The organism is Sporosarcina ureae (assembly GCF_029267015.1).
In the GTDB taxonomy this organism is placed as follows: Bacteria; Bacillota; Bacilli; order Bacillales_A; family Planococcaceae; genus Sporosarcina; species Sporosarcina ureae_D.
The window spans coordinates 42,977-65,021 of sequence record NZ_JARIEA010000045.1 but is presented as its reverse complement, the minus strand read 5'-3'; the positions used below and the strand labels follow the sequence as shown (position 1 = coordinate 65,021).

The window sequence follows — 22,045 nt, the reverse complement described above, 5'->3', positions numbered from 1 at the left end:
ACGAACCGGTCTTTTATCATAGGGAGGAAAATGTATATGGCCATTGTAAAAGTAGAAGATGTTCAGTTTATAAGAGGGGATAACCAAATACTGCAAGACGTAAGTTGGGAAATAGAACAAGGACAGCAGTGGGGGATGCTTGGGCTAAATGGTTCCGGTAAGACGTCGTTATTATCTATTATTTCTACATATGAAATTCCGTCTAGTGGTGAAGTGGAAGTACTAGGTAAGCAATTTGGTAAAGCCTATTTACCTGAATTACGTAAAAAGATTGGCTTCGTCAGTAGTTCCCTGGAGAAGTTCTCAGACTTTTTCTGGAATGAATCAATTGAGCGGATTGTGATCAGTGGTAAATTCGCAAGCTTCGGTATTTACGATAAAATCATGGATGAAGACTGGGTACGAGCGAGTTACTTAGTACAGGAGTTTAGATTGCAACATGTAAAAGGACAGAAATTCAGACTGCTATCTGAAGGGGAAAAGCGTCGAGTGTTAATCGCTCGTGCATTAATGGGAGAGCCTGATTTATTAATTTTAGATGAGCCGTGTTCCGGCCTAGACATCTTAGCTAGAGAACAATTTCTTAAAGCGCTTAAAATTGCCACGAAGAATAATGTGCATCTCGTTTATGTCACGCATCATATTGAAGAACTCGTTCCTGAAATTACTCATGCTCTATTAGTAAAAGAAGGAAAGATCGTTGCAAGCGGTCCTAAAAAAGAAGTTTTGACAGATGAACTCCTATCAGAGACGTATCAAGTTCCTGTAACGATCGAGTGGCGCGCTGAAAGACCCTATCTATCGATAAAATAATAAATCCGTATGTTGTTTATAGCAAAAAGGAGAGGGGATATTAAGTAAGAGTAACGAGCTTGAATCGTAGAGTACATAGTAAGTAAAAAGGGGGTGGGCTTTTATGAAGAAAGTGAAACGCAAGTGGACAAAGAAACGTATAGCGTCTTATGTACTTTTATTTTTTGCATTATTATACGCAGGCGTCATGCTATGGCAAACATATAAACCATTACCACCTGGTATCTCCTACAAAGGGGATTTGCATGAAGTAGAAGAGGTAGAGTTCATTTATGATTTGACATATTCAAAAACGAAAGAGAAAGATCATTATAAATCAGAACTCCGTATTTTCAATGAAGTATTTCAAATGATTAAAGATGCGCAAGAGTTTGTTGTCCTCGATTTCTTTTTAATGGATGACTACTATGATGAGAAAGAAGACTTTCCTCAAATAGCTGATCAACTAACAGATGTTCTCGTGAAGAAGAAGGAAGAGTTCCCCGACATGCCCATTGTTTACATAACGGATCCGGTAAATACCGGCTATGAATCGTATGAATCCGAGTGGTTTAAAGCGCTTGAAGAAGCAGGGGTTCAAGTAGTGTACACAGATTTGGAACCGTTACGTGATTCTATGCCTTTATACTCGGGTGTATATCGTATCTTCTTTCAATGGTTTGATTTTAAGGGAGGCAATCATTTCCCTAATTTCTTAGCCAGTGATGCACCAGATGTAAAGTTTTCTTCTTACCTGAAATTGCTAAACGTAAAAGCGAATCATCGTAAAACACTAGTGACTGAACAAGCTGCATTGGTGACTTCATCTAATCCACACGCAGCAAGCGGTCGCCATGGCAATGTGGCATTTAAAGTAAAGGGTCCAGTGCAGAATGATATATTGGAATCTGAGGAAGCCGTGCTTCAGTATTCGTCAGGCGGAAAATTACCGCGAATCGAAGTGGAAGAACAAAAAGGACCTTATCAAGTCCAGTATGTAACGGAAAGTAAAGTACTGGATGCTTTAGTTAATGATATCGAAAAGGCGGAAAAAGGAGATTTGATTCGGATGGGTATGTTTTATCTTTCCGAGCAAGAAGTGATTAGACCGTTAGAAGAAGCAGCCAATCGCGGTGTACATGTAGAAATCGTCCTGGATCCGAATGAAAATTCATTTGGCAGTAAAAAGTCAGGATTACCTAATCGCCCAGTAGTACAGGAAATCAGGGAAAATACAGATGATAAAATTAAAGTGCGTTGGTACAATACCGTAATTGGTCAATACCATACGAAGTTGGTAACTGTACAGACCGCGGACAAGACATACATTACAAACGGATCTTCCAATATAACAGAGCGCACGCTAAGAGATTATAACTTAGAAGCAAATCTCCGCATTATAGCGCCTACTGATAGCGAGTTGACCGAAGAAATTAATGAATATTTCGATCGGATATGGAATAACGAAGATGCATTATATACTCTTGATGTAGAAGAATATCAAAACAGCCTGACGTTTTTCCAACGCGGAATTTATGCATTGCAGCGTTGGGTTAAGCTGACAACGTATTAAGTAGTATGTGATAGCAAATCATATAATAGCGTAAATAAAACGAGTTCTTGAAAGTAACGGGAGGAATAACAAATGAAAATAGTCGTTTTTGGAGCAACAGGACGTACGGGTAGCGAAATAGTCCGTCACGCATTAGCTGACGGTCATTTGGTAACGGTATTTGTTCGGTCACCAGAGAAGTGTGAAGCGCAAGAAAACCTAACCATTATTAAAGGTGACGTACGTGATTCGACTGCAGTGAAAAATGCGTTGGTAGGTGCTGAAGCAGTCGTGAGTGCTCTTGGCACTGATAAAACCACAACACTTACAGAAGCGATACCAGCTATTATAGAAGGAATGCAAGAACATCAAATCCTAAGAATTGTCACGATCGGTACGGCGGGTATATTAGAAAGTAGAACAGAACCGTCGAAGTTACGCTATCAATCGAATGAATCTCATCGCAAATTGACATTTGCAGCAGAAGAACACCATAAAGTATTTACTATGTTGCAAAATTCGGGCTTGGATTGGACAATAGTTTGTCCTACTTATTTACCTGATGGAGAGGCGGTTGGGGATTACCGAACAGAAAGAAATTACTTGCCGATAGATGGAGCGAAGATCTCTACTGGAGATACGGCTGCATTTGCTTATGATGAATTATGTAAGGGAGAAGATATAGGATATAGAGTCGGTATCTCATATTAACGTTTTCATATAGTATATTATGTTCAAATTACTTAACGCTTTGGACGTTTTGAATTAAAACACCTCATTACCTTTTCCTTCCTTTATGATATAATAGTAGCATAGAGGAAAGGGGATTAGAAGATAGATGAGATGGTCCTTGAAAAGTTTAATTCAAGTCGTAGCAACCTTGGCTATCGTTGTAACGTTTCTAACTAGTACTACTGTTGGCTATCGTGTAAACAAGCAAACCTTGATAGACTCGACCTTGGAAACGAACTACGCATATGCCAAGAAGTTGTCATCTACTACTGATGCCTTTTTGCGTGATACGTTAAAAACACTTGAAACTAATGCGATAGAAGTACTGCCTCTTCTAGACGATTCAAAAGCACAACCGCAGTTAAATCAAATAGCAGAGCGTGTCAGGCAGCAGACAAGTACATTCAATTCGGTTGCTGTTTCTTCTGAAGAAGGTGTTGTACTAGGTGTATCTCCACCAAGTCTAGACCTACTTGGGAAAAAGTTAACATCATTCGGTGCGCAACAAGCTATTAAAGAGAAAAAGCCTACTATATCGCCACCTTACGTAGGAATCACTGGTGAACTAATCGTTTTTATCAGTGTCCCATTAATAGTGGATCAGGAGTATAAAGGATTTTTAGGTGGTGCTATCTATCTCCATAAGCCGAACGTGTTGGAACGAATTCTGGGAGATCATTTTTATGATGATGGCTCCTATGTATATGTGGTGGATACGGAAGGCAAATTGATTTACCATCAGCTTGAAGAACGTTTAAAAGATAATGTGTCTAGTAATGTCGTTGTTCAAAAGGTAAGTAGTGGAAATAGTGGTTCTTTGGAACTGGTTAACACGAAAGGAATACCGATGTTGGCAGGATACGCATATCTACCAATTGCTGATTGGGGAATCGTATCTCAGAGACGACTAGATACTTCCGTTGCACCAGCCAAGGACATGGTGATAGAGATGGTATGGAAATCATTGCCGTTACTACTCCTGTCATTAATTCTTGTTAGGTATTTTTCAAGAAAGATTGCCTTACCGCTTCAAAGGTTAGCATATTATACGGAAAGCAGTATAGAATCAGATCAAAAAGAAAAAATGGAAAGTGTCTCAGATTGGTACTATGAAGCAAGGCAGTTAAAAGGAGCCGTGTTGAATAGTTTAGATTACTTTAAAAAAGAGATAAACTATTTTATACATGAATCAACAACAGATCCACTGACGAAGTTAACCAATCGTCGAACCATGAATAACCTCATGTCACAATGGGTTGCTGATGACATACCATTCGCTTTCATTATTTTCGATATAGACAAGTTTAAGCGTGTCAATGATCGTTATGGTCATTCAGTTGGTGACGAAGTATTGATCTATTTAGCTGACTTCATGCAACGAACGGTTCGCGATCGAGATATTTGTTGTCGTTTCGGTGGAGAAGAATTCGTCATTCTTTTACCGAAAGCAGACAAGGTCACGGCCTATTTGACAGCGGAACGGCTTCGTGAAAAACTGGAGGACACTATCAGTCCTTGTGGTGAAGTGATCACGATATCAGCTGGTGTCGCTGCTTATCCACTGCATGCAAATCATCCAGCGCGTCTAATCGAGTTGGCGGATCAAAGTCTGTATGATGCCAAACGTACAGGACGCAATAAGACCATCGTCGTTCCCGATGAACCTCGGCATGAGTAATATGCCGAGGTTTTCTTGAATGTGTACCTAAGGAAAGGGGATAGAGAAATGCTAGAGCAGTCTATGGATAAACGCTTGCACATCAAAACACTTGGCGTTCGTGAGTGGATTCATCAATCATCACATTATAATCGTTATGAAGCGACGCCTTACGAGATGCTAGATTATTTATTTACCCACCATGATTTGCTGAAAGACGGGAGCTTGATCGACTTTGGATGCGGAAAAGGAAGAGTCCCATTTTACGTGAATCATCTTTTTTGCTTAGACACGATAGGTATTGAAATGAATAGTGTGTTACACCGAGATGCCATGACCAACTTAATGGAGTACCGACAAGCGTTTCCTAAGAGACCTGGTTCCATTACATTTGAATGCTGTATAGCGGAGAACTATATCATTCCGGCAGAAGCTGTAACGTTCTACTTCTTTAATCCATTCTCTCTTGATATATTTCGGTCTGTAGTTCAGCGAATTCTAAAATCAGCAGAATACTCACCACGTGCCATAGAAATCATTTTATATTATCCGACTGATGAGTATGTCTATTTCCTTCATCGCCATCAGTCATTCGAGAAAATAGCAGAGATACCTATTACACATTTGCAACTCCATGATAAAGCAGAGCGCTTCTTAGTGTATACATACAAACAGCCCTAATCTATGAGATGAGGGCTGTTTGCATATTCATATAACATGGCTGAATCGTTGACCAGTCCAGAAGATTAACTCCATCACGAGTGCTGCCAAGATACCTACTAGTAAGCCACTAGAAAGAAGTGGTTGTAAGAGTTCTGGAAGAGAAGAGAACACTGCGGCTGGTAATGTCATGATCGACAACCCGAGAAGCGCAGGCAATGCGACGCGATAAATGTTTTTAGGTTCAAACGTCAAACCTTCCACATTACGCAAAGCCGAACGGAATAGCTGCAAATATGCCACAAATAACACGGTGTTTCCTACACTTTGTGGGATAGTAGAGAAAAATGCACTGAGTGGCGGTACCAGTCCAAGGACAATGAACAGTATAGAGCCGATGAAAAATGGAGCTCTGTCTTTTATTCCAGTAGATTGTAGAAAGCCGATTGATGAAGCGTAAGGCGCATATGGTACGAGACCTAATGCTCCGGCTCCAATATTCAATACTCCCGTGATGAAGAAGGAAGTTTTATACTGTCTCTTAGTAGTTTCTTTTTCATATATATCTTCCGCACCTTTTAGTGTGGCAATGGTATTGGTCGTGTTCAACAAGCCCGTAATGACCACCGTGATAACGATGCCGATTTCCAGTGTAGGCTCACCCCAAGGAAACCATTGAATAAATGGAGTGGCTTTGATCGTTTCAGTGGCTTCTTGTGGGAAAAACAGTGTGGCACCGATCCATCCGACTGTCATACCAATAAGTAAATTCAAGCTGCTGATGATTCCTTTTCCTTTCACATGAACTAGAATCGTCAGACCTGCTAGAGCAAATGAAAATAGAGTCGTTGACAGGCTGATGAAATTTCCATCATTTAGACCAATCATTCCTTTTAGGAAGATCGTGATCAATTGATTGGCAAGCAGCAATAGAAATACGAACATCACAGTGGGCGTGAACCACTTTTTGAGAATTTCTCCCATGCCGAGCGTCCCAAGAATAGCTACCAATACACCAGAAATCATGGCGCCGACTGCAATACTACCTCCAACAGTCGTTAAACTTAAACCCATAGCGCTCGCAGTCCCTGCCAAGCTGAGCACGACACCCCACCATAAGCCTGATTGACCTTCTAACAACGCCAAGCGGTGTCCAAATGCTCCTTGCAGTAAACAAGCAAATCCTGTAAAAATAAAGGAACGTTGTATTGCCGAAACGATTTCAATCTGCTCAAGCTCAAAAGCAGTACCAACTGAGATCGGAATTACAACTGTATTAGCGAACATAAAGAACAACCATTGAAATCCTGCCAATGCGGTAATGGAGTGCCGCATTTGATTAGTGCTCATTCACATCTCTCCCTGTAAAGACTTGTCTATGTATGATGAAAAATTAAAATATAAAGAAAACTATAGCATGAAACGAATATAAAGAATAATAATTCTTGCAATTACCTGAAGAAAAAGAGTTCAGATATCATTTTTCATAATAAAAAGAGCCGGCAGATGAAAGTCAGCCGGCTCATGCTAGGTTTGTATATCTTGTAATAACAGTAATAGTTCGTCAGGAGGCACAGGTCTAGAATATAAGAAACCTTGCGCTTCATCACAGTTGAGTGTCTTGAGAAATTCAGCTTGTTCGTAAGTTTCTACCCCTTCAGCAATCACCCGTAAGTGTAAGTTCTTAGCTAAGTCGATAATAGCTTTTACGATCAACGAATTGGTACTCAGCTCCCGTACAAACGATTGGTCAATCTTCAGATGCGTTAAAGGGAACCTGGACAAATAACTTAATGAAGAATAGCCTGTGCCGAAATCATCGATACTAATCTTAATACCGATATCTCGCAGCTCTTGTAATATGTTTTGGCAATAATCCACGTCAGAAGTCATACTTTCCGTTATTTCGATATTTAAATAACGGGCTTGCAGACCGGTTTTATGAAGAGTATCTTTGACATCCGCCACAAAACTAATACTCTTAAACTGACGTAATGAAACGTTGACACTCATTAAAAGAGAAGTGTAACCGAGGTCTTGCCATTCTTTAGCTTGTTTACAAGCCGTTTCAAGCACCCATAAACCAATAGGAAGAATCATTCCAGTTTCTTCTGCTATCGGAATGAATTGTCCTGGTGATATTGTTCCGCGCGAAGGATGCTGCCAACGGACCAAAGCCTCTACGCCAATCATATTTCCAGTATCAAATTCAAATTGTGGTTGATAATGTAGCGACAATTCCTTTTTGTGAAGAACTTGACGTAATTCCATCTCAATCAATGTTCGTTCCATTAGATCTTTATATAATTCTTCTGTGAAAAACTGATAGGTACTCTTACCTGATTGCTTTGCTAAATACATAGCGGAGTCTGCATTTCGGAGCAGCGTATCATATTGTGCGCCGTCCTCAGGAAACATACTGATCCCGATACTTGGTGCGATAAATATCTCCAAGTTTTCGATGAGGAAAGACTTCGATACTTCATTGACAATTCGCTGGGCAACCATTTGTGCTCCTTGTTTTGTCGTGGAAGAACATAGTATAAGAAACTCATCACCACTAAGTCGTCCGACTAAATCATTTTGTCTGACGAGCGTTTGCAATCTTGTTCCAACTGCTTTAAGCAATTGATCTCCAATATAATGTCCCATAGAATCATTGATATTCTTAAATCGATCTAAATCCATATAAAGCAAAGCGAACGATTCTCGGTTGTGTAATCGGGTCTCGATGAGGTCTTCGACAGTTTGTTTTAATAATCGTCTATTTGGCAAGCCGGTTAGATGATCGTGAAATGCCATATGTTCTACTAAACGTTCAGCTTCTTTGCGGTCTGTAATATCGCTAGCGGTACCTACAACTTCGATTACATTTTCCCCTTCGAAAATAGGGGACAGGTAAACGAGGAAGGTTCTAGATTGATAGTCAATTTCAAACTGTGCAACGCGGCCGAGTAGAGCGCCTAAAAGTTGTCGCTTAAATGTAGAAAAATTAAATTTCTTATCCAATACGAATTGGTTTAGAGTATCCGCAGTAATTCCTAACTGTTCAATTACTTTTCCTTCTAGTAAAGTTATAGTAATTTGATTATTTTCATTAAAACAGTATTTAAAAATAGCATTTTGAAGATTTTTCACAGTCAAACTAAAATCATTTTTTAATGCCAATTCTAGTGATTTTTCCGCTTCCATCTGTAATGTTACATCTTGGCGTATGGAAATGTATTGAAAAGGCTTGCCATCTGAGCCGATGAACGGAACGATCGTCGTGTGAACCCAATACAAATTTCCGGACTTTGATTTATTGCGGATGATCCCCCTCCATACTTGACCGGACTGAATCGTTTCCCACATATTCGCAAAGAAACATTTAGGATGTGTACCTGAATTAACTACCCGATGTGTCTTGCCGATCAATTCCTTACGTGAATACTCCGAAAGTGTGCAGAAGCGGTTATTGACGTAAGTAATAACGCCTTGTGGATTGGTGATGACGACTACTGCCGATTCGTCCAGTGCGTATTTGAAATTTTGCAAGTCGGTACGTGTTTTAGCGTACTCGTTAGATACGAGCTTGGATCCAGTCACGTCAATATCAAGTGAAAGATAATTTGTTAAGTTTCCAGCGGTATCATAAATAGGAACAATGGTGATATCCAACCAGTGCACTGTACCGGACTTGGAAAAAATCTGAATCGCTTCTTGATAGACGGTATCATGCATAAAGTGTTCTGCAAGCATATAAAGCGTATCTTCAGTAGAGATTCCCCTATTCAACTTTCCCCATGTTCTGCCGATTAATTCGTCTTCGTCATAACCCGTCAACTCACAAAAGTTTTGGTTTACATAGGTTAGACGACCACTTAAGTCGATAAGGGATATACAGAATTTCTCATCAAGCAGTGTAGACAGATATGGAGAAATACTAGGAGTATGTAACGGCATAAAGGCACATCCTTTCATTTAATGTAGTTATAGGAAATAGAATAGTCCTGTGTCTTGTTAGTGTGAGAGTCGTGAAGTTATATAGAAATACCTAATAGGCGGAAGTATACACTTTATCTGTCCGATTATAACATGAATGAGAGAGTTTTGAACTAGTTATTAAGAGAAATATATATAGGTTATTGGAAGTGTCATAAGTTGTGTGATATTTAACGTAGCAAAAAAGACTACGGAAGCTTCGTGAAGCCTCCATAGTCTTTCTATCTTTTTGGTTCATACTGAAGGGTCTTAAATAATTCCTTGCGTTCTGTATCAGTCAGTTCTCGCCATTCACCAATAGGTAGATCACCCAGTTCAATATTTAATATTCGTACCCGTTGCAAGCGATGAATATGATAACCAAGCGCTGCACACATTCTGCGGATTTGACGATTTAGACCTTGCGTTAAGATAATGGAAAAAGTTTTGGGTCCTAGTTTCTTCACCGTACAAGGTTTCGTTACGGTGTCGAGAATCTTCACACCGCTTTCCATTTGTGAGATAAAAGAAGCGGTAATTGGACTATCGACTGTAACGATATATTCTTTGTCGTGTCCATGTTCTTCACGCAGGATTTCATTGACGATATCACCGTCATTCGTTAATAGCAGTAAGCCATCTGAATCTTTATCCAATCGACCGATATGAAAAATTCGCAGTGGATGGTTAATGAAGTCTACAACATTTCCTTTAATATGGCGCTCTGTCGTACTAGTAATACCTACTGGTTTATTGAGTGCAATATACACTAGTTGTTCTTCTTGTTGAACCAGTTTGCCATCTACAACCACTTGGTCACTTGCTTCAACTTTACTTCCGAGTTCTGCGAGCTGACCATTGATTTTAACGCGACCGTCAGCAATCCATTGATCTGCCCCGCGTCTAGATACAATACCTGCACCGCTAAGAAATTTATTGATTCGCATAAAGACTCTCCTCCCCACACTTGTCACAATAAGCTAATTATAGCATTTTTCCTATAAGAAATTGTTGACATTAAAGATTCAGCATATTAAGATAAATGTAATAACTAAGGGACAGAAGGTTTCGGTAGCGGAATCGTCCTCGGCAGATGAGATCAGTTAGTAGAGAAGAGAATAGTGAAAAGATATGAATAAGAAGAGTAGCGAGTGCATGTGCTTCCTAGAGAGTCAGTGGCTGGTGGAAACTGATACACAGCGTTCGTGAATGGACTTATGGCAGCTGTTTTGACAAAAAACAGACGTTTGCTCGCGTTAAGAGCAGTGTGAAAACACATAAAGTGGGAGTGCTTCGGTGCTTCAATTTGAGGTGGCAACGCGGTTACGTAATCGTCCTCTGCAACAGGCTAACTGGCTCTGTTTGCAGAGGGCTTTTTCTATTTAATTACACAAATTACACAGCAGTCCATAGAGAAGAGGAGAATGAACATGATGACAGAACAGAAGAACTTGCGAGTAACGACACGAAAGATTGAAGGAGATTCTTTAACACCGATATTGATTTTTAGAAGATTAAAAGGGAATCATAAGTTCTTGCTGGAAAGTTCTTCGCAAGCAGGTGGATCAGGGCGTTATTCATTCATTGGACTGAATCCTCAAAAAGCCTATCGGGGTCGGGATGGTGTAGTAGAAGAAATCGTCTACTCGACGAATAAAACGTATACGCATGAAGGAGATTTATATACATTACTGAAGCGACTGATGCCGCGTATTACCGAAGATGCAGGATTCCCGTTCACGGGTGGTGCGGTCGGTTATGTAGGATACGGAGCCGCAAGAAATGGTGAACAGCGTGGAGTAGATGATCTCCAGATTCCGGATGTCTATTTCAATATTTACGATACAGTTGTCATCTATGATCATGAATTACATGAGGTTACATTACTGCATACAGAAATAAATCCCGTGTATGAATCCCCTGACCTGGACGCTATTGAAGATATGATCGTTAATGGATCAGTCGATAAAGAAGATAGTGTTTCACTTTCCGATTATCGTTGTGCCATATCAAAAGAAGAGTTTGAACGACGTGTCCAGACTGTGATTGATGCAATTAAAGAAGGGCAGGCGGAACAAGTAGTTTTGTCACGACGTTTGGAAGCGGATATTACGGGTGATCCATTCGCATTGTATCGTAAACTACGCCGACGTAATCCATCTCCGTATATGTATTACATGGAGTTTGAAGATCATACCGTCATCGGAACATCCCCTGAAAGTCTAGTGCGTGTTACGGGAGAGCAAGTATTAACGAATCCTATTGCAGGAACTCGCAGAAGAGGTCGAGATCAAACGGAAGATCAAGCACTTGAAGTGGAGTTGCGCAATGATCCGAAAGAGCTATCCGAACACGATATGTTAGTTGAAGTGAGCAAGAAAGAACTACAGCAAATCTGTCGTCCAGAAACAATTGAAGTGGCGAATTATTTGGAGACAGTTCGCTATGAACACGTCATGCACTTAGTTTCTGAAGTAATAGGTGACCTTGCTCCAGGCTTACATGCACTGGATGCATTAAAAGCCACGATGCCTGCTGGTACTGTAACAGGCTCTCCAAAAACGGCTGCTATGGATATGATTGATGAATTAGAAGACCAGCATCGCGGAATTTACGGTGGGGCGATTGGTTATATCGGTTTGAATGGTAATATCGACTTCGCACTCACAATTCGCACGATGCTTGTCAAAGACGGTAAAGCTTATGTTCAAGCAGGCGCTGGAATAGTGGAAGCTTCTGTTCCATCACTAGAGTATAAAGAAACATCCAATAAAGCCCGTTCCTTGCTTGAAGCAACGGAAACGGCAAAGTAATTACTAAGGCTCAAGCCTTACCGAAGGATAGCGACAACGCTGAGACGAGAAGGGGAGAGACGAGTATGGAGAAATTTTTAACCATAGTAGAGAAGCAACGTCACTTAATGTATGAAGAAATGAGAGAAGCAGCCGAGCTAATGTTTCGCGATGAGACAGATGAAGAACAAATTGCACAATTCTTGATCGCGTTATCAAAGAAAGGCGAAACCTCACATGAAGTAGCCGCACTAGCCGCTGTGATGAAATCCTATGCAAACGAACTAACACCAACAGATGCACGTTATTTGGATAACTGTGGAACGGGCGGAGATGGCGTCAATACATTTAATATTAGTACGACAGCTGCCTTTGTTTTGGCAGGTGCGGGTGTACAGGTTGCGAAACATGGTAACCGTAAAATATCGAGCGCGTCAGGGAGCCAAGACGTCTTGGATGCACTTGGCATTCATCCAGACTTCCAGATAACAGATATGCAGAATTTATTAGAACAACAAGGAATCGCATTTTTATTCGCGCCAGCTATTCATCCGAAAATGAAACGAATTGGTGCTATACGAAATAAAATCGGTAAGACAACGATCTTCAATTTAGTAGGACCCTTAACGAATCCTGTATCACTGGAGACACAATTCACGGGTATTAACCGTCCTGATTTCATTATGGAGTATGCTTCCGTACTGAGAATGCTAGGACGGGAGCGAGCAATTGTCGTAAGTGGAGCAGGTGGGATGGATGAAGCGTCTTTAGCAGGTCAGAATGAATTTGTCTTACTCGATCATGGCGATTTAATTCCGTTTTCGTTGACTGCAGATGACGTGGGACTTGAATATGCACCATTGTCAGCGATTAAAGGTGGAAATGCAGTAGAAAATGCTGCAACAACGCGATCGATCTTAAGTGGTGAACGTGGACCGAAGTTCGATACAGTCGTATTGAATGCAGGAATCGGTTTGTTTGCAAATGGCAAAGTGTCTACTATTCAAGAAGGTGTAAAAGTTGCCACAGAAAGTATACTTTCGGGCAAAGCGTTAGAAAAATTAGAGGCCGTTGTCGCATTCAGCGAATTGATCCGGCAAAAGGCGGTTATCCAATGACGACGATTTTAGATAAAATTATTGCACAGAAGAAGATAGAGGTAGAACGTCTGTTAAAAAGTAACACGATATTTCCGGAGCGAGAGATCATACGTCCATCACTTTATCAGACATTAAGAAAAGCTAAACACGTCCAAGTCATTTCTGAAATGAAGCGTGCCTCACCTTCCAAAGGAATCATCGCAGAAGGTGCAAATCCAGTAAAGCAAGCAATAGCCTATTATGAAGCAGGCGCTGCGTGCATATCCGTACTGACGGATCAGGAATTTTTCAAAGGGTCATTTGAAGATTTATCTGCAGTAGCGGACGCGGTACCGATCGCATTATTATGCAAAGACTTTATCATCCATAAAATTCAGATCGACCAAGCAAAAAGTGCAGGTGCCTCCGTTATTTTATTGATTGTGGCTGCGCTTGATGATGAAACGCTCGGAAGTCTGTATACGTATGCCAATGAAGAAGGTCTGGATGTACTTGTCGAGGTCCATAATATCGAAGAACTACAGCGAGCATTGGCGATTGATGCAAGAATCATCGGTGTCAATAATCGTGATCTGCATACATTCGAAGTAGATTTAGCACATACGGAACTGATCGCGTCACACTTCCCGTTTGATGAAGAGCGTGTGTTTGTCAGCGAAAGTGGAATCTGGGGACGTGAGGATGCAGAACGTGCATCGAAAGCGGGAGCAAGTGCAGTGCTTGTCGGAGAATCGTTGATGCGCAGTGATTCAGTGAAGGAAGCCTTACAAGCATTACAAGTAGAAAAACACGTGATTCGACCATGACAAAAGTAAAGATTTGCGGATTGATGAAACCTGAACATGTGAAAGCGGCTGTAGATGCAGGTGCGGATGCAATAGGTTTTGTCTTCGCACCTAGTCGCAGGGAAGTGACGATAGAGCAGGCGCGTGAATTGGCAATGCTTATCCCGCCGACCGTGTTGAAAATTGGTGTCTTCGTTGATGAAACGATAGAGCAACTGCAAAAGACTTTTAAAGAAGTGCCGCTTGATTATATTCAGTACCACGGAGAAGAGACGCCAGCTTTTATTCAACAAGTAGGATTACCTTCCATTAAAGCACTTGCTATAGAAACTGAAGACGACGTGAAGCTCGCTACTACCTATGACGTGGATTATTATTTATTTGATACACCAGGTGTCGAATACAATGGTGGTAGCGGTAAGACGTTCGACTGGTCATTACTTGAAAATGCAGGCGTGTCAAAAGAGCAGATTATTTTAGCCGGTGGATTGCATGCAGGAAATGTCCAAGAAGCGCTAGGACAAGTGAATCCATACATGGTAGATGTCTCTAGTGGAGTGGAAATAGAGAAGCAAAAAGACACGGGACGCATTCAGACGTTTATTCATACAGCGAAGGGTAGGAGAGATTGTCATGACAACAGAAACTAAAGGACGCTACGGGAAATTTGGGGGACAATTCGTTCCGGAGACATTGATGACTGCACTACAGGAATTAGAATTGGCTTACGAAGAAGCGCAGCAAGATCCTGCGTTTTCAAAGGAACTGGATTACTATTTAAAAGAATTTGTTGGTCGTGAAACCCCTTTGTTTTTTGCAGAGCGTTTGACGAAGCATGCAGGTGGCGCAAAAATCTATTTAAAACGTGAAGATTTGAACCATACAGGCGCTCATAAAATCAACAACTCTCTTGGCCAGGCATTGCTTGCGATTCGTATGGGCAAAAAGAAAATCGTGGCAGAGACAGGCGCCGGCCAACATGGTGTAGCAACAGCTACTGCTTGTGCATTACTTGGCCTAGAATGCGTGGTATTCATGGGAAAAGAAGATATCCGTCGTCAAGAATTAAACGTTTTCCGTATGGAACTTCTCGGTACGAAGGTAGTTTCTGTTGATAAAGGTTCAGGAACGTTGAAGGACGCAGTGAATGAAGCATTGCGCTACTGGGTTTCAAATGTAGAAGACACACACTATATTCTTGGATCGGCGCTAGGCCCACATCCATTCCCACAAATTGTTCGTGATTTCCAGCGTGTCATTGGAGATGAAACACGTAAGCAAATCGTGGAACATGAAGGTCGTTTGCCTGATGCAGTTGTAGCTTGTATTGGTGGCGGTAGTAATGCGATTGGTATGTTCCATCCTTTCATCGATGATCAAGACGTGAAGTTGTACGGTGTAGAAGCAGCAGGTAGCGGTATTTCAACAGGCAAACACGCGGCAGCCATTGCAGGTAAACAAGAAGGGGTTTTGCACGGCGCGTATATGTACGTACTACAAGATGACGATGGCTTCATCCAAGAAGCACATTCGATTTCAGCAGGTCTTGATTACCCTGCAGTAGGACCGGAACATTGCCATCTTTCTGATATAAAGCGTGTGAAATATGACTCTGTCACGGACCAGCAAGCACTAGAAGGAGTGCAACTACTATCTCGCGTAGAGGGAATTATTCCTGCTTTAGAAAGTGCGCATGCTGTCTATTATGCAGTTCAACTAGCGAAAGAAATGAAATCAGAAGAGACACTCGTCATCTGTCTGTCGGGCCGCGGTGACAAAGATATGCAAACAGTCCGTGATGCGCTAGGAGGGCAAACGAAATGACAAAACAACAAGTAATGCAAGCGATTTTACAATGTAATGAGAAAGGTAATAAAGCATTTGTTCCGTATATTATGGCAGGGGACGGCGGATTGCAGACGTTGAAAAAGACCATCCTCTTCCTGCAAGAAGCAGGTGCGACAGCAATTGAAGTAGGCATTCCATTTTCCGATCCAGTGGCGGATGGTGAAGTGATTCAACAAGCGGGTGAACGTGCTCTTGCTGAAGGGATTACACTTCGTAAAGTAATGAAAGAACTGGCGTCGTTCAAGGAAGAAGTAACGGTTCCGCTAGTCATCATGACGTATTTGAATCCTGTGCTTAGCTACGGTCTGACAGCCATTGCAGCAGATTGCGAAGCGAGTGGAGTCTATGGTTTGATCATTCCGGATCTTCCGCTTGAAGAAAGCGGAATGTTGAAAGATGCATTAAAGAATAGCGATGTGGCGCTGATCCAACTGGTTTCGCTCACAAGTCCCACTGAGCGAATCGAAGCCATCGCGAAAGCAGCAGAAGGTTTCATTTATGCCGTGACAGTAAATGGTATCACGGGTGTCCGTTCATCATTTACAGAAGGACTTGAAGGTCACTTGGAGCGACTTAAAGCGGCTAGTTCTGTTCCAGTACTGGCTGGATTTGGGATATCAACTCCTGAGCAAGTGAGGTCACTTGGATCCTTGGCTGACGGGGTAATTGTAGGAAGTGCGATCGTCACGGCCCTTCATAAAGGAGATCACGAAACGGTTCGTACGTTAATCAACGCATCTAAAAATCAATTAACAAATAGCTAACCGTTTACCGGACAACTGACATATATCAGTTGTTCGTTTTTTTTATTCTCCATAAAACTATCCACAAAAGAAGAATTGTGAATAACTTTTTCTGTTATTTAAGTAAGTTTATATAAAGTATGCACAATAACAGGGGATTAACTGTTCATAAGGGGGGATAACTTGACGATTACCCACAATCCATTTCATATGTAGTAGAAAGCTCGTGATGACGATGGAGTTTCATGAATATGATAAAGTAGGACGTAGAAAGGGTGATGAGTAGAATGATTCGTCCAGCACATTTAGTACAAGGTGATGTGATTGGGATTGTGGCGCCTGCCAGTCCTGTAGAACGTGAGGTAGTAGAGCGTTCATTTCAATTTTTGGAGCAATTAGGTCTTCGCTATAAAGTAGGACAGTCCGTGTATAAGAAAAATGGTTATTTGGCGGGGACTGATGAAGAGAGACTTGCTGATTTGCATGACATGTTCAAAGATCCTGAAGTGAAGGGTATTTTCTGCGCGGGTGGAGGATACGGTTCTGCGCGCTATGCCGAGCAACTGGATCTCGATTTGATTCACGATAACCCAAAAGTGTTTTGGGGGTTCAGTGATATTACCTATCTACATACCGTGATTCGTCAAGGTGCAGGCCTCGTGACATTCCATGGACCGATGCTTGCATCCTGTGTTGCACAGGATGAGTTCCATGAGATGTCCGGTAAAATGTTCGGGCAATTGTTTTCTCCTGTAGAAGTTCATTACTCGGAAGCAATCTCACCACTAGAAACGCTTGTTGGCGGGGTAGTAGAAGGTGAAGTGATCGGCGGTAATTTAACGCAACTAGTCAATAGTTTAGGCAGTGAATTTGAGATCAAGACGAACAATCGTTTGCTCGTACTTGAGGATGTAGGGGAAGAGCCTTATAAAGTAGATCGTTTGCTCAACCAATTACGTCTCGCGGGCAAGCTTCGCGAGGCGGCAGGCATCGTGATTGGTGATTTCGCGAAATCGGCACCAACGAAGCCAGATGCTTCACTCGCAATGAATGAAGTGTTCGACCATTATTTCGGCAATCTGAATCAACCTGTCGTGAAAGGATTCCGTATCGGTCATTGTGAGCCGAATATTGCCATTCCATTTGGCGTGAAAGGGCGTTTGGATGCACATAATAAGACATTGACGATCCTACCGGGAGTGGAATAAATTCAAATTCACACGGTTTATACTGTGTAATTGGTGATCGTCAAACAAACCCTCAACGCTTGTTAAACAAGCGTTGAGGGTTTTCATTATGTCATACACTATGCTTAGGAGACTGCAGAACATATTGCCGTGCACTTCGGTATGCTTCATTTACTACTGGAAAGATGATGGAGTGAATTTGAAATTAATAGAACAGCTACTTGCCGCATAGTATATAGAAGAGTTGAGAGTGATTATAAGACAGACAAGCACGTTGATTATGACAGATGAAACGGTATTTCTATCTAATAATGCCAAGAACTCTTGAGATGCGCGCGGTGTATGTACTGAATATCAAATTGATGAAGTTTGGGGGAATCCTTGAAGCCTTGAAAATCCATAGATTGGCTAAAGTAAATGGTATAGAGTCTACTGCTAGTGGTGTAATGTATACCCGTTCACAAAAGGAATTCAGTAAGCGGTCTGGCGTTGAAACTATTGATATAGTAGGTGAAACCACATGCATATGAATGAAAAATGGATGTGCGCAGTAAGCGTTGCGACGGTGTGGACGGATCCTGATTCTCCACGTGTGGCGGATTTACCTGCCTTAGATCATCCTGTGCAAATGGATAGATGGCTATCCCATCTATCTTATGAGGAACGTCTAGCATTAAGTGAGAAGAATCAAATTCAAACACAGCTATTATACGGCGAGCCTGTGATTGTTGAGGATGTTGTTGGGGATTGGGCACGTATAGTTGCCATTTCCCAGCAGACACGCAAAGATCCACGCGGCTATCCTGGCTGGGTGCCACTCGTTCAACTTTCTATGCGGGAACGAATAAGGGCAGAAGAGTTTGTTCGGGTTGCGAATCCAAAAGCCGCACTGTTTAATGAATCAGGTACATTCTTTTTACGTGTATCGTTCAACACCATTTTTCCTTCCGGTGAACGGAGGGGGAAGAAACTACGTGTGTGGACACCGCACGGCTGGAAGTTATTGAATGTATCAGATGTGGAGACGGTGGGAGAAGAATCGATTCATCGCACGCTTACAATGGGAAGACGTTTCCTCGGCTTGCCCTATTTGTGGGGGGGGATGTCTGCATGGGGCTTTGATTGCTCGGGGTTTATTTGTGCTATTTGGGAAGCATGTGGAATTGGTCTACCGCGTGATGCCGTGGATCAGGCAGAAGCCGGCAGACCGATCTCGCTTGACTCTGCAGATTGGCAAAAAGGTGATTTAATATTTTTCGAGAATGAAGAACAGTGTATTCATCATGTAGCGATGTACGTGGGCAACGGAAAAATTCTTCACGCACCTTCAACCGGGAAATTAATTGAACAGATAGAGCTGAGTAAGTCTGTATATGCCGAAAATGTCTGTAGAGTGCGCAGAATTATCTAATTGTACGAACACTATAAACAGCAAGTATTAGCGAAGACTGCCTTCTTTTATGTATACTGAAAAGAGTATATAAAAGGGAGCTGTCTTCATGTCTGAACAAAAACCAATGAGTGAATCAAGAACGATCCAGAGTAAGCTAGTCTTACCACCGGATACAAATCATATACAATCCATTTTCGGTGGTAAAGTACTTTCCTATATCGATGAAATTGCAGCGATTTCTGCTATGAAACATGCGGGCACACGAGCTGCGGTCACCGCTTCGATCGATTCTGTCGATTTCGTTTCTCCTGCTTTGCTAGGAGATGTTATTGAACTCGAAGCGATAGTTACTTCTGTTGGCCGTACTTCGATGGAAGTATTCATTTCTGTACATTCCAAAAATCTGGTGACAGGTGAAGTGAGGTTGACGACGGAATCCTTCTGTACGATGGTTGCGGTAGATGACGCGAACTGTCCGATACCCGTGGCGGAAGTGTATCCCGAAACGGAATTGGAAAAACGTCTTTTCGAAACTGCACCTGCACGACGTGAACTTCGTAAGCAACGAAGATTGATGAAGCATTGATCAAAACACAAGGCCGAAACGGGCATCCGTTTCGGCCTTGTGTTTTTATTTTAGAAATGCCTAGTCAACATTTGAGTTCTAGTGTATTATATAACTAATACACTAGAATGGAAGGAGTGTTTTAAAGATGAAGACAGTATTTGGCGGTCTAATACAGAAAGAATGGATTATGTTAAAGAGGTTGATATTTTGGATTTTTCTGCTTGATATAGTAGTCATTACGGTAGCGCCACCTTTAGTAACGAGCTTCGCTGGAAGACTAGATACACTGTATGATAATACGCATATCATTGTTGGTGTTTTGCTCGTTTTTCATATATTTGCTGGTGTTTTTATCTTATTCGAAAGTTTGAAAAGAGAGTTGAGGACATTGGATATGTGGTTACATTCTCCAACATCCATGGTTCAACTCGTCGGTGCTAAATTAACATTTGCCGTTTTAATGGCATTAGGCAGCTTATTCTTTAGCGGTTTTCTCGGTGGGATCGTCCTCTATGTAATAAAAGACGGGATGATGGGAGTGGAAGGAAAAGAAGTGTTGGCGTTAGTCAGTGTAGTACTGGCGCTATCCATAAAATTGATCTTTATGACAGCTACTGGCTGGTTCTTCTGGAGTGTATATAAAGTGGTTAAGTCAAGACTGCGCTTCTTTTCGATGCCCTTCATCTTGCTGTTCATTGTGAGTGCATTAATCGTTTGGGAACAACTACGAATTAATGGGTTCTTTGATTGGCTTCGTACGATTGTGGCAGTACGGCTGACGGATGAGTCATTCTACAATGAACAGACGAGTTACTTTTTCATGGGGTTTGTACCGGATGGCATTGCCTTTTCGGTAGGCAATTTAGCTTTTTACCTAATCATCAGCTTTGTATTACTAATGATAGGATCTATGTTCTTTGAGAAGAAAGTGAGGGTGTAACGATGAGTATGGAATTCCTACCAGATAAACCAATTTACCAACAACTCGTCGATCACATTATGGGGGAAATCATTCGAGGCACGCTTACAGTAGGAGAGAAGTTACCATCCGTAAGGGATTATGCTGTTTTGGTCGGCGTAAATGCTAACACCATGCAAAGGGTCTATAGGGAACTTGAGAATCTAAGGATTACGGAAACAAGAAGGGGGCAGGGATCATTTGTGACAGAAAATCATGCAAGGATTCAAGAACTCCGTGAAGAGATGAAAGAACAACTTGTCGAGTCATTCATTCAAAATGTTCAAGCGCTAGGCTTCACAACGAACGAAATGGTCCACTACTTACAGAAACGGGGTGGAAGTGATGATTGAATTACAGATTGTTACGAAACGTTATGGCACTAAGCGAGCATTGAATGGAGTGTCACTTACGTTGCCCGAAGGAAGAATCATTGGACTGGTAGGTGAAAACGGCAGTGGGAAAACGACATTGCTTAAAATAGTAGCTGGGTTATTGACACCTACTACTGGGCTTGCAGTGTCTGATAACAATAAAATCACGAGGAGAGTCGCTTCTTCAGTTGCTTATATGCCTGATGGCGATGTGTTTTTTTCAGAATTTAATGTAAAACAATTATTTGATTTCTATAGTTCGCAGTTTAAGGATTTCAACAGGAAGAAAGCAAAAGAAATCGCAGAGTTTCTTAGTATCCCACTGGATGCCAAGATCAGCACGCTGTCAAAAGGTAACCGGGGCCGAGTGAAAATTGCTGCAACACTTGGAAGAAATGCTTCCTATTATTTGCTTGATGAGCCATTTTCGGGATTAGATCCAATGGTACGGGAAGATATAGCAAGGGGGCTCATCCGCTTTACCGATACTGAGTGGCAAACTGTTCTCCTCTCTACACATGAAATCAAAGAAGTAGAACCATTATTGGATGAGATGATCGTGATGAAAGAAGGGCAAGTACTTGCCCATAAAGAAGTAGATGAAATCCGTGAAATATACGGAATGGATGCTACTACATGGCTTATTTCATTGTTTCGGCAGTAGTTTTAGACATATAAAAAGCAGTGGATGAAAAGGCTTTAAACCCGCTCATTCACTGCTGTTTGTTTGTATTAGTTATTGCTGCTGAACGTACGGACTAGTCCAAGTACTGTTCCACCAAGAATAAATGCGAACAATGCATACATGATATAGACGAACCACATGAATATCCTCTCCTTTGATCAGTATCCTGCCTATCATTGTAACACCTCGACAGGCGCGTTGCAATGGACTTTGTGAGACAACTGTGGCAGTCGTATATTCAAATGAGTGAGTGATC

At 41.7% G+C, this 22,045-nt stretch carries 20 protein-coding genes and 1 other annotated feature; of the genes, 17 read left to right on the top strand and 3 right to left on the bottom strand.

The window, feature by feature from the left end; translation table 11 throughout:
* Window positions 1-36 precede the first annotated feature (36 nt).
* The 5 genes from Q7P97_RS07295 (at window position 37) to Q7P97_RS07275 (ending at window position 5,414) form a co-directional block, all read left to right on the top strand.
* Window positions 37-813 (top strand): ABC transporter ATP-binding protein, encoded by a 777-nt coding sequence (locus Q7P97_RS07295; protein WP_303968521.1) that lies wholly within the window; start codon window positions 37-39, stop codon window positions 811-813.
* 103 nt (window positions 814-916) lie between these two features.
* Entirely contained in the window at window positions 917-2,365 is a 1,449-nt protein-coding gene (locus Q7P97_RS07290; RefSeq protein ID WP_303968519.1) for a phospholipase D family protein, read from the top strand.
* A 72-nt stretch (window positions 2,366-2,437) separates the two neighbouring features.
* Window positions 2,438-3,055: an NAD(P)-dependent oxidoreductase gene (locus Q7P97_RS07285; RefSeq protein ID WP_303968517.1), complete on the top strand. Its 618-nt coding sequence runs from the start codon at window positions 2,438-2,440 to the stop codon at window positions 3,053-3,055.
* Between the two features lie 127 nt (window positions 3,056-3,182).
* Window positions 3,183-4,754 (top strand): sensor domain-containing diguanylate cyclase, encoded by a 1,572-nt coding sequence (locus Q7P97_RS07280; protein WP_303968515.1) that lies wholly within the window; start codon window positions 3,183-3,185, stop codon window positions 4,752-4,754.
* A 48-nt stretch (window positions 4,755-4,802) separates the two neighbouring features.
* A complete protein-coding gene (locus Q7P97_RS07275) occupies window positions 4,803-5,414 on the top strand; it encodes a class I SAM-dependent methyltransferase (protein ID WP_303968513.1) in 612 nt (203 codons plus the stop codon).
* Window positions 5,415-5,441: 27 nt separating this feature from the next.
* Here the strand turns inward: Q7P97_RS07275 and Q7P97_RS07270 are convergent, their stop codons facing one another.
* The 3 genes from Q7P97_RS07270 to Q7P97_RS07260 form a co-directional block, all read right to left on the bottom strand.
* Complete coding sequence (locus Q7P97_RS07270) at window positions 5,442-6,743, bottom strand: uracil/xanthine transporter (RefSeq protein WP_303968512.1); 1,302 nt, start codon at window positions 6,741-6,743, stop codon at window positions 5,442-5,444.
* 177 nt (window positions 6,744-6,920) lie between these two features.
* Complete coding sequence (locus Q7P97_RS07265; protein WP_303968510.1) at window positions 6,921-9,338, bottom strand: bifunctional diguanylate cyclase/phosphodiesterase; 2,418 nt, start codon at window positions 9,336-9,338, stop codon at window positions 6,921-6,923.
* 260 nt (window positions 9,339-9,598) lie between these two features.
* Window positions 9,599-10,303 carry a pseudouridine synthase gene (locus Q7P97_RS07260; RefSeq protein ID WP_303968508.1) on the bottom strand — a complete coding sequence of 235 codons (705 nt, stop codon included), beginning with the start codon at window positions 10,301-10,303 and terminating at the stop codon, window positions 9,599-9,601.
* Between the two features lie 175 nt (window positions 10,304-10,478).
* Window positions 10,479-10,698, top strand: a binding site (T-box leader).
* Window positions 10,699-10,786: 88 nt separating this feature from the next.
* Between Q7P97_RS07260 and Q7P97_RS07255 the strand changes: the two genes are divergently transcribed.
* The 12 genes from Q7P97_RS07255 to Q7P97_RS07200 all read left to right on the top strand — a co-directional run bounded on the left by Q7P97_RS07255 (window position 10,787) and on the right by Q7P97_RS07200 (window position 21,768).
* Complete coding sequence (locus Q7P97_RS07255) at window positions 10,787-12,169, top strand: anthranilate synthase component I family protein (RefSeq protein WP_303968507.1); 1,383 nt, start codon at window positions 10,787-10,789, stop codon at window positions 12,167-12,169.
* A 65-nt stretch (window positions 12,170-12,234) separates the two neighbouring features.
* Window positions 12,235-13,266 carry an anthranilate phosphoribosyltransferase gene (trpD, locus tag Q7P97_RS07250; protein ID WP_303968505.1) on the top strand — a complete coding sequence of 344 codons (1,032 nt, stop codon included), beginning with the start codon at window positions 12,235-12,237 and terminating at the stop codon, window positions 13,264-13,266.
* On the top strand, window positions 13,263-14,054 hold the full coding sequence (trpC, locus tag Q7P97_RS07245; protein WP_303968502.1) for an indole-3-glycerol phosphate synthase TrpC: 792 nt from the start codon (window positions 13,263-13,265) through the stop codon (window positions 14,052-14,054). The genes trpD and trpC overlap by 4 nt, the downstream gene beginning before the upstream one ends.
* Entirely contained in the window at window positions 14,051-14,683 is a 633-nt protein-coding gene (locus tag Q7P97_RS07240; RefSeq protein ID WP_303968500.1) for a phosphoribosylanthranilate isomerase, read from the top strand. Before trpC ends, Q7P97_RS07240 begins: the two co-directional genes overlap by 4 nt.
* Window positions 14,667-15,857: a tryptophan synthase subunit beta gene (gene trpB / locus Q7P97_RS07235; protein WP_303968499.1), complete on the top strand. Its 1,191-nt coding sequence runs from the start codon at window positions 14,667-14,669 to the stop codon at window positions 15,855-15,857. The genes Q7P97_RS07240 and trpB overlap by 17 nt, the downstream gene beginning before the upstream one ends.
* Entirely contained in the window at window positions 15,854-16,645 is a 792-nt protein-coding gene (gene trpA, locus Q7P97_RS07230; protein ID WP_303968497.1) for a tryptophan synthase subunit alpha, read from the top strand. The genes trpB and trpA overlap by 4 nt, the downstream gene beginning before the upstream one ends.
* A 257-nt stretch (window positions 16,646-16,902) precedes the next feature.
* Entirely contained in the window at window positions 16,903-17,832 is a 930-nt protein-coding gene (locus Q7P97_RS07225; protein ID WP_303968496.1) for a S66 peptidase family protein, read from the top strand.
* A 499-nt stretch (window positions 17,833-18,331) separates the two neighbouring features.
* A complete protein-coding gene (locus Q7P97_RS07220) occupies window positions 18,332-19,222 on the top strand; it encodes a C40 family peptidase (protein ID WP_303968494.1) in 891 nt (296 codons plus the stop codon).
* A gap of 88 nt (window positions 19,223-19,310) precedes the next feature.
* Entirely contained in the window at window positions 19,311-19,790 is a 480-nt protein-coding gene (locus Q7P97_RS07215) for an acyl-CoA thioesterase (protein ID WP_303968493.1), read from the top strand.
* Window positions 19,791-19,917: 127 nt separating this feature from the next.
* Window positions 19,918-20,712: a hypothetical protein gene (locus Q7P97_RS07210; protein WP_303968491.1), complete on the top strand. Its 795-nt coding sequence runs from the start codon at window positions 19,918-19,920 to the stop codon at window positions 20,710-20,712.
* Window positions 20,713-20,714: 2 nt separating this feature from the next.
* Entirely contained in the window at window positions 20,715-21,083 is a 369-nt protein-coding gene (locus tag Q7P97_RS07205; protein ID WP_303968489.1) for a GntR family transcriptional regulator, read from the top strand.
* A complete protein-coding gene (locus Q7P97_RS07200; RefSeq protein WP_303968487.1) occupies window positions 21,076-21,768 on the top strand; it encodes an ABC transporter ATP-binding protein in 693 nt (230 codons plus the stop codon). The genes Q7P97_RS07205 and Q7P97_RS07200 overlap by 8 nt, the downstream gene beginning before the upstream one ends.
* Window positions 21,769-22,045 lie beyond the last annotated feature (277 nt).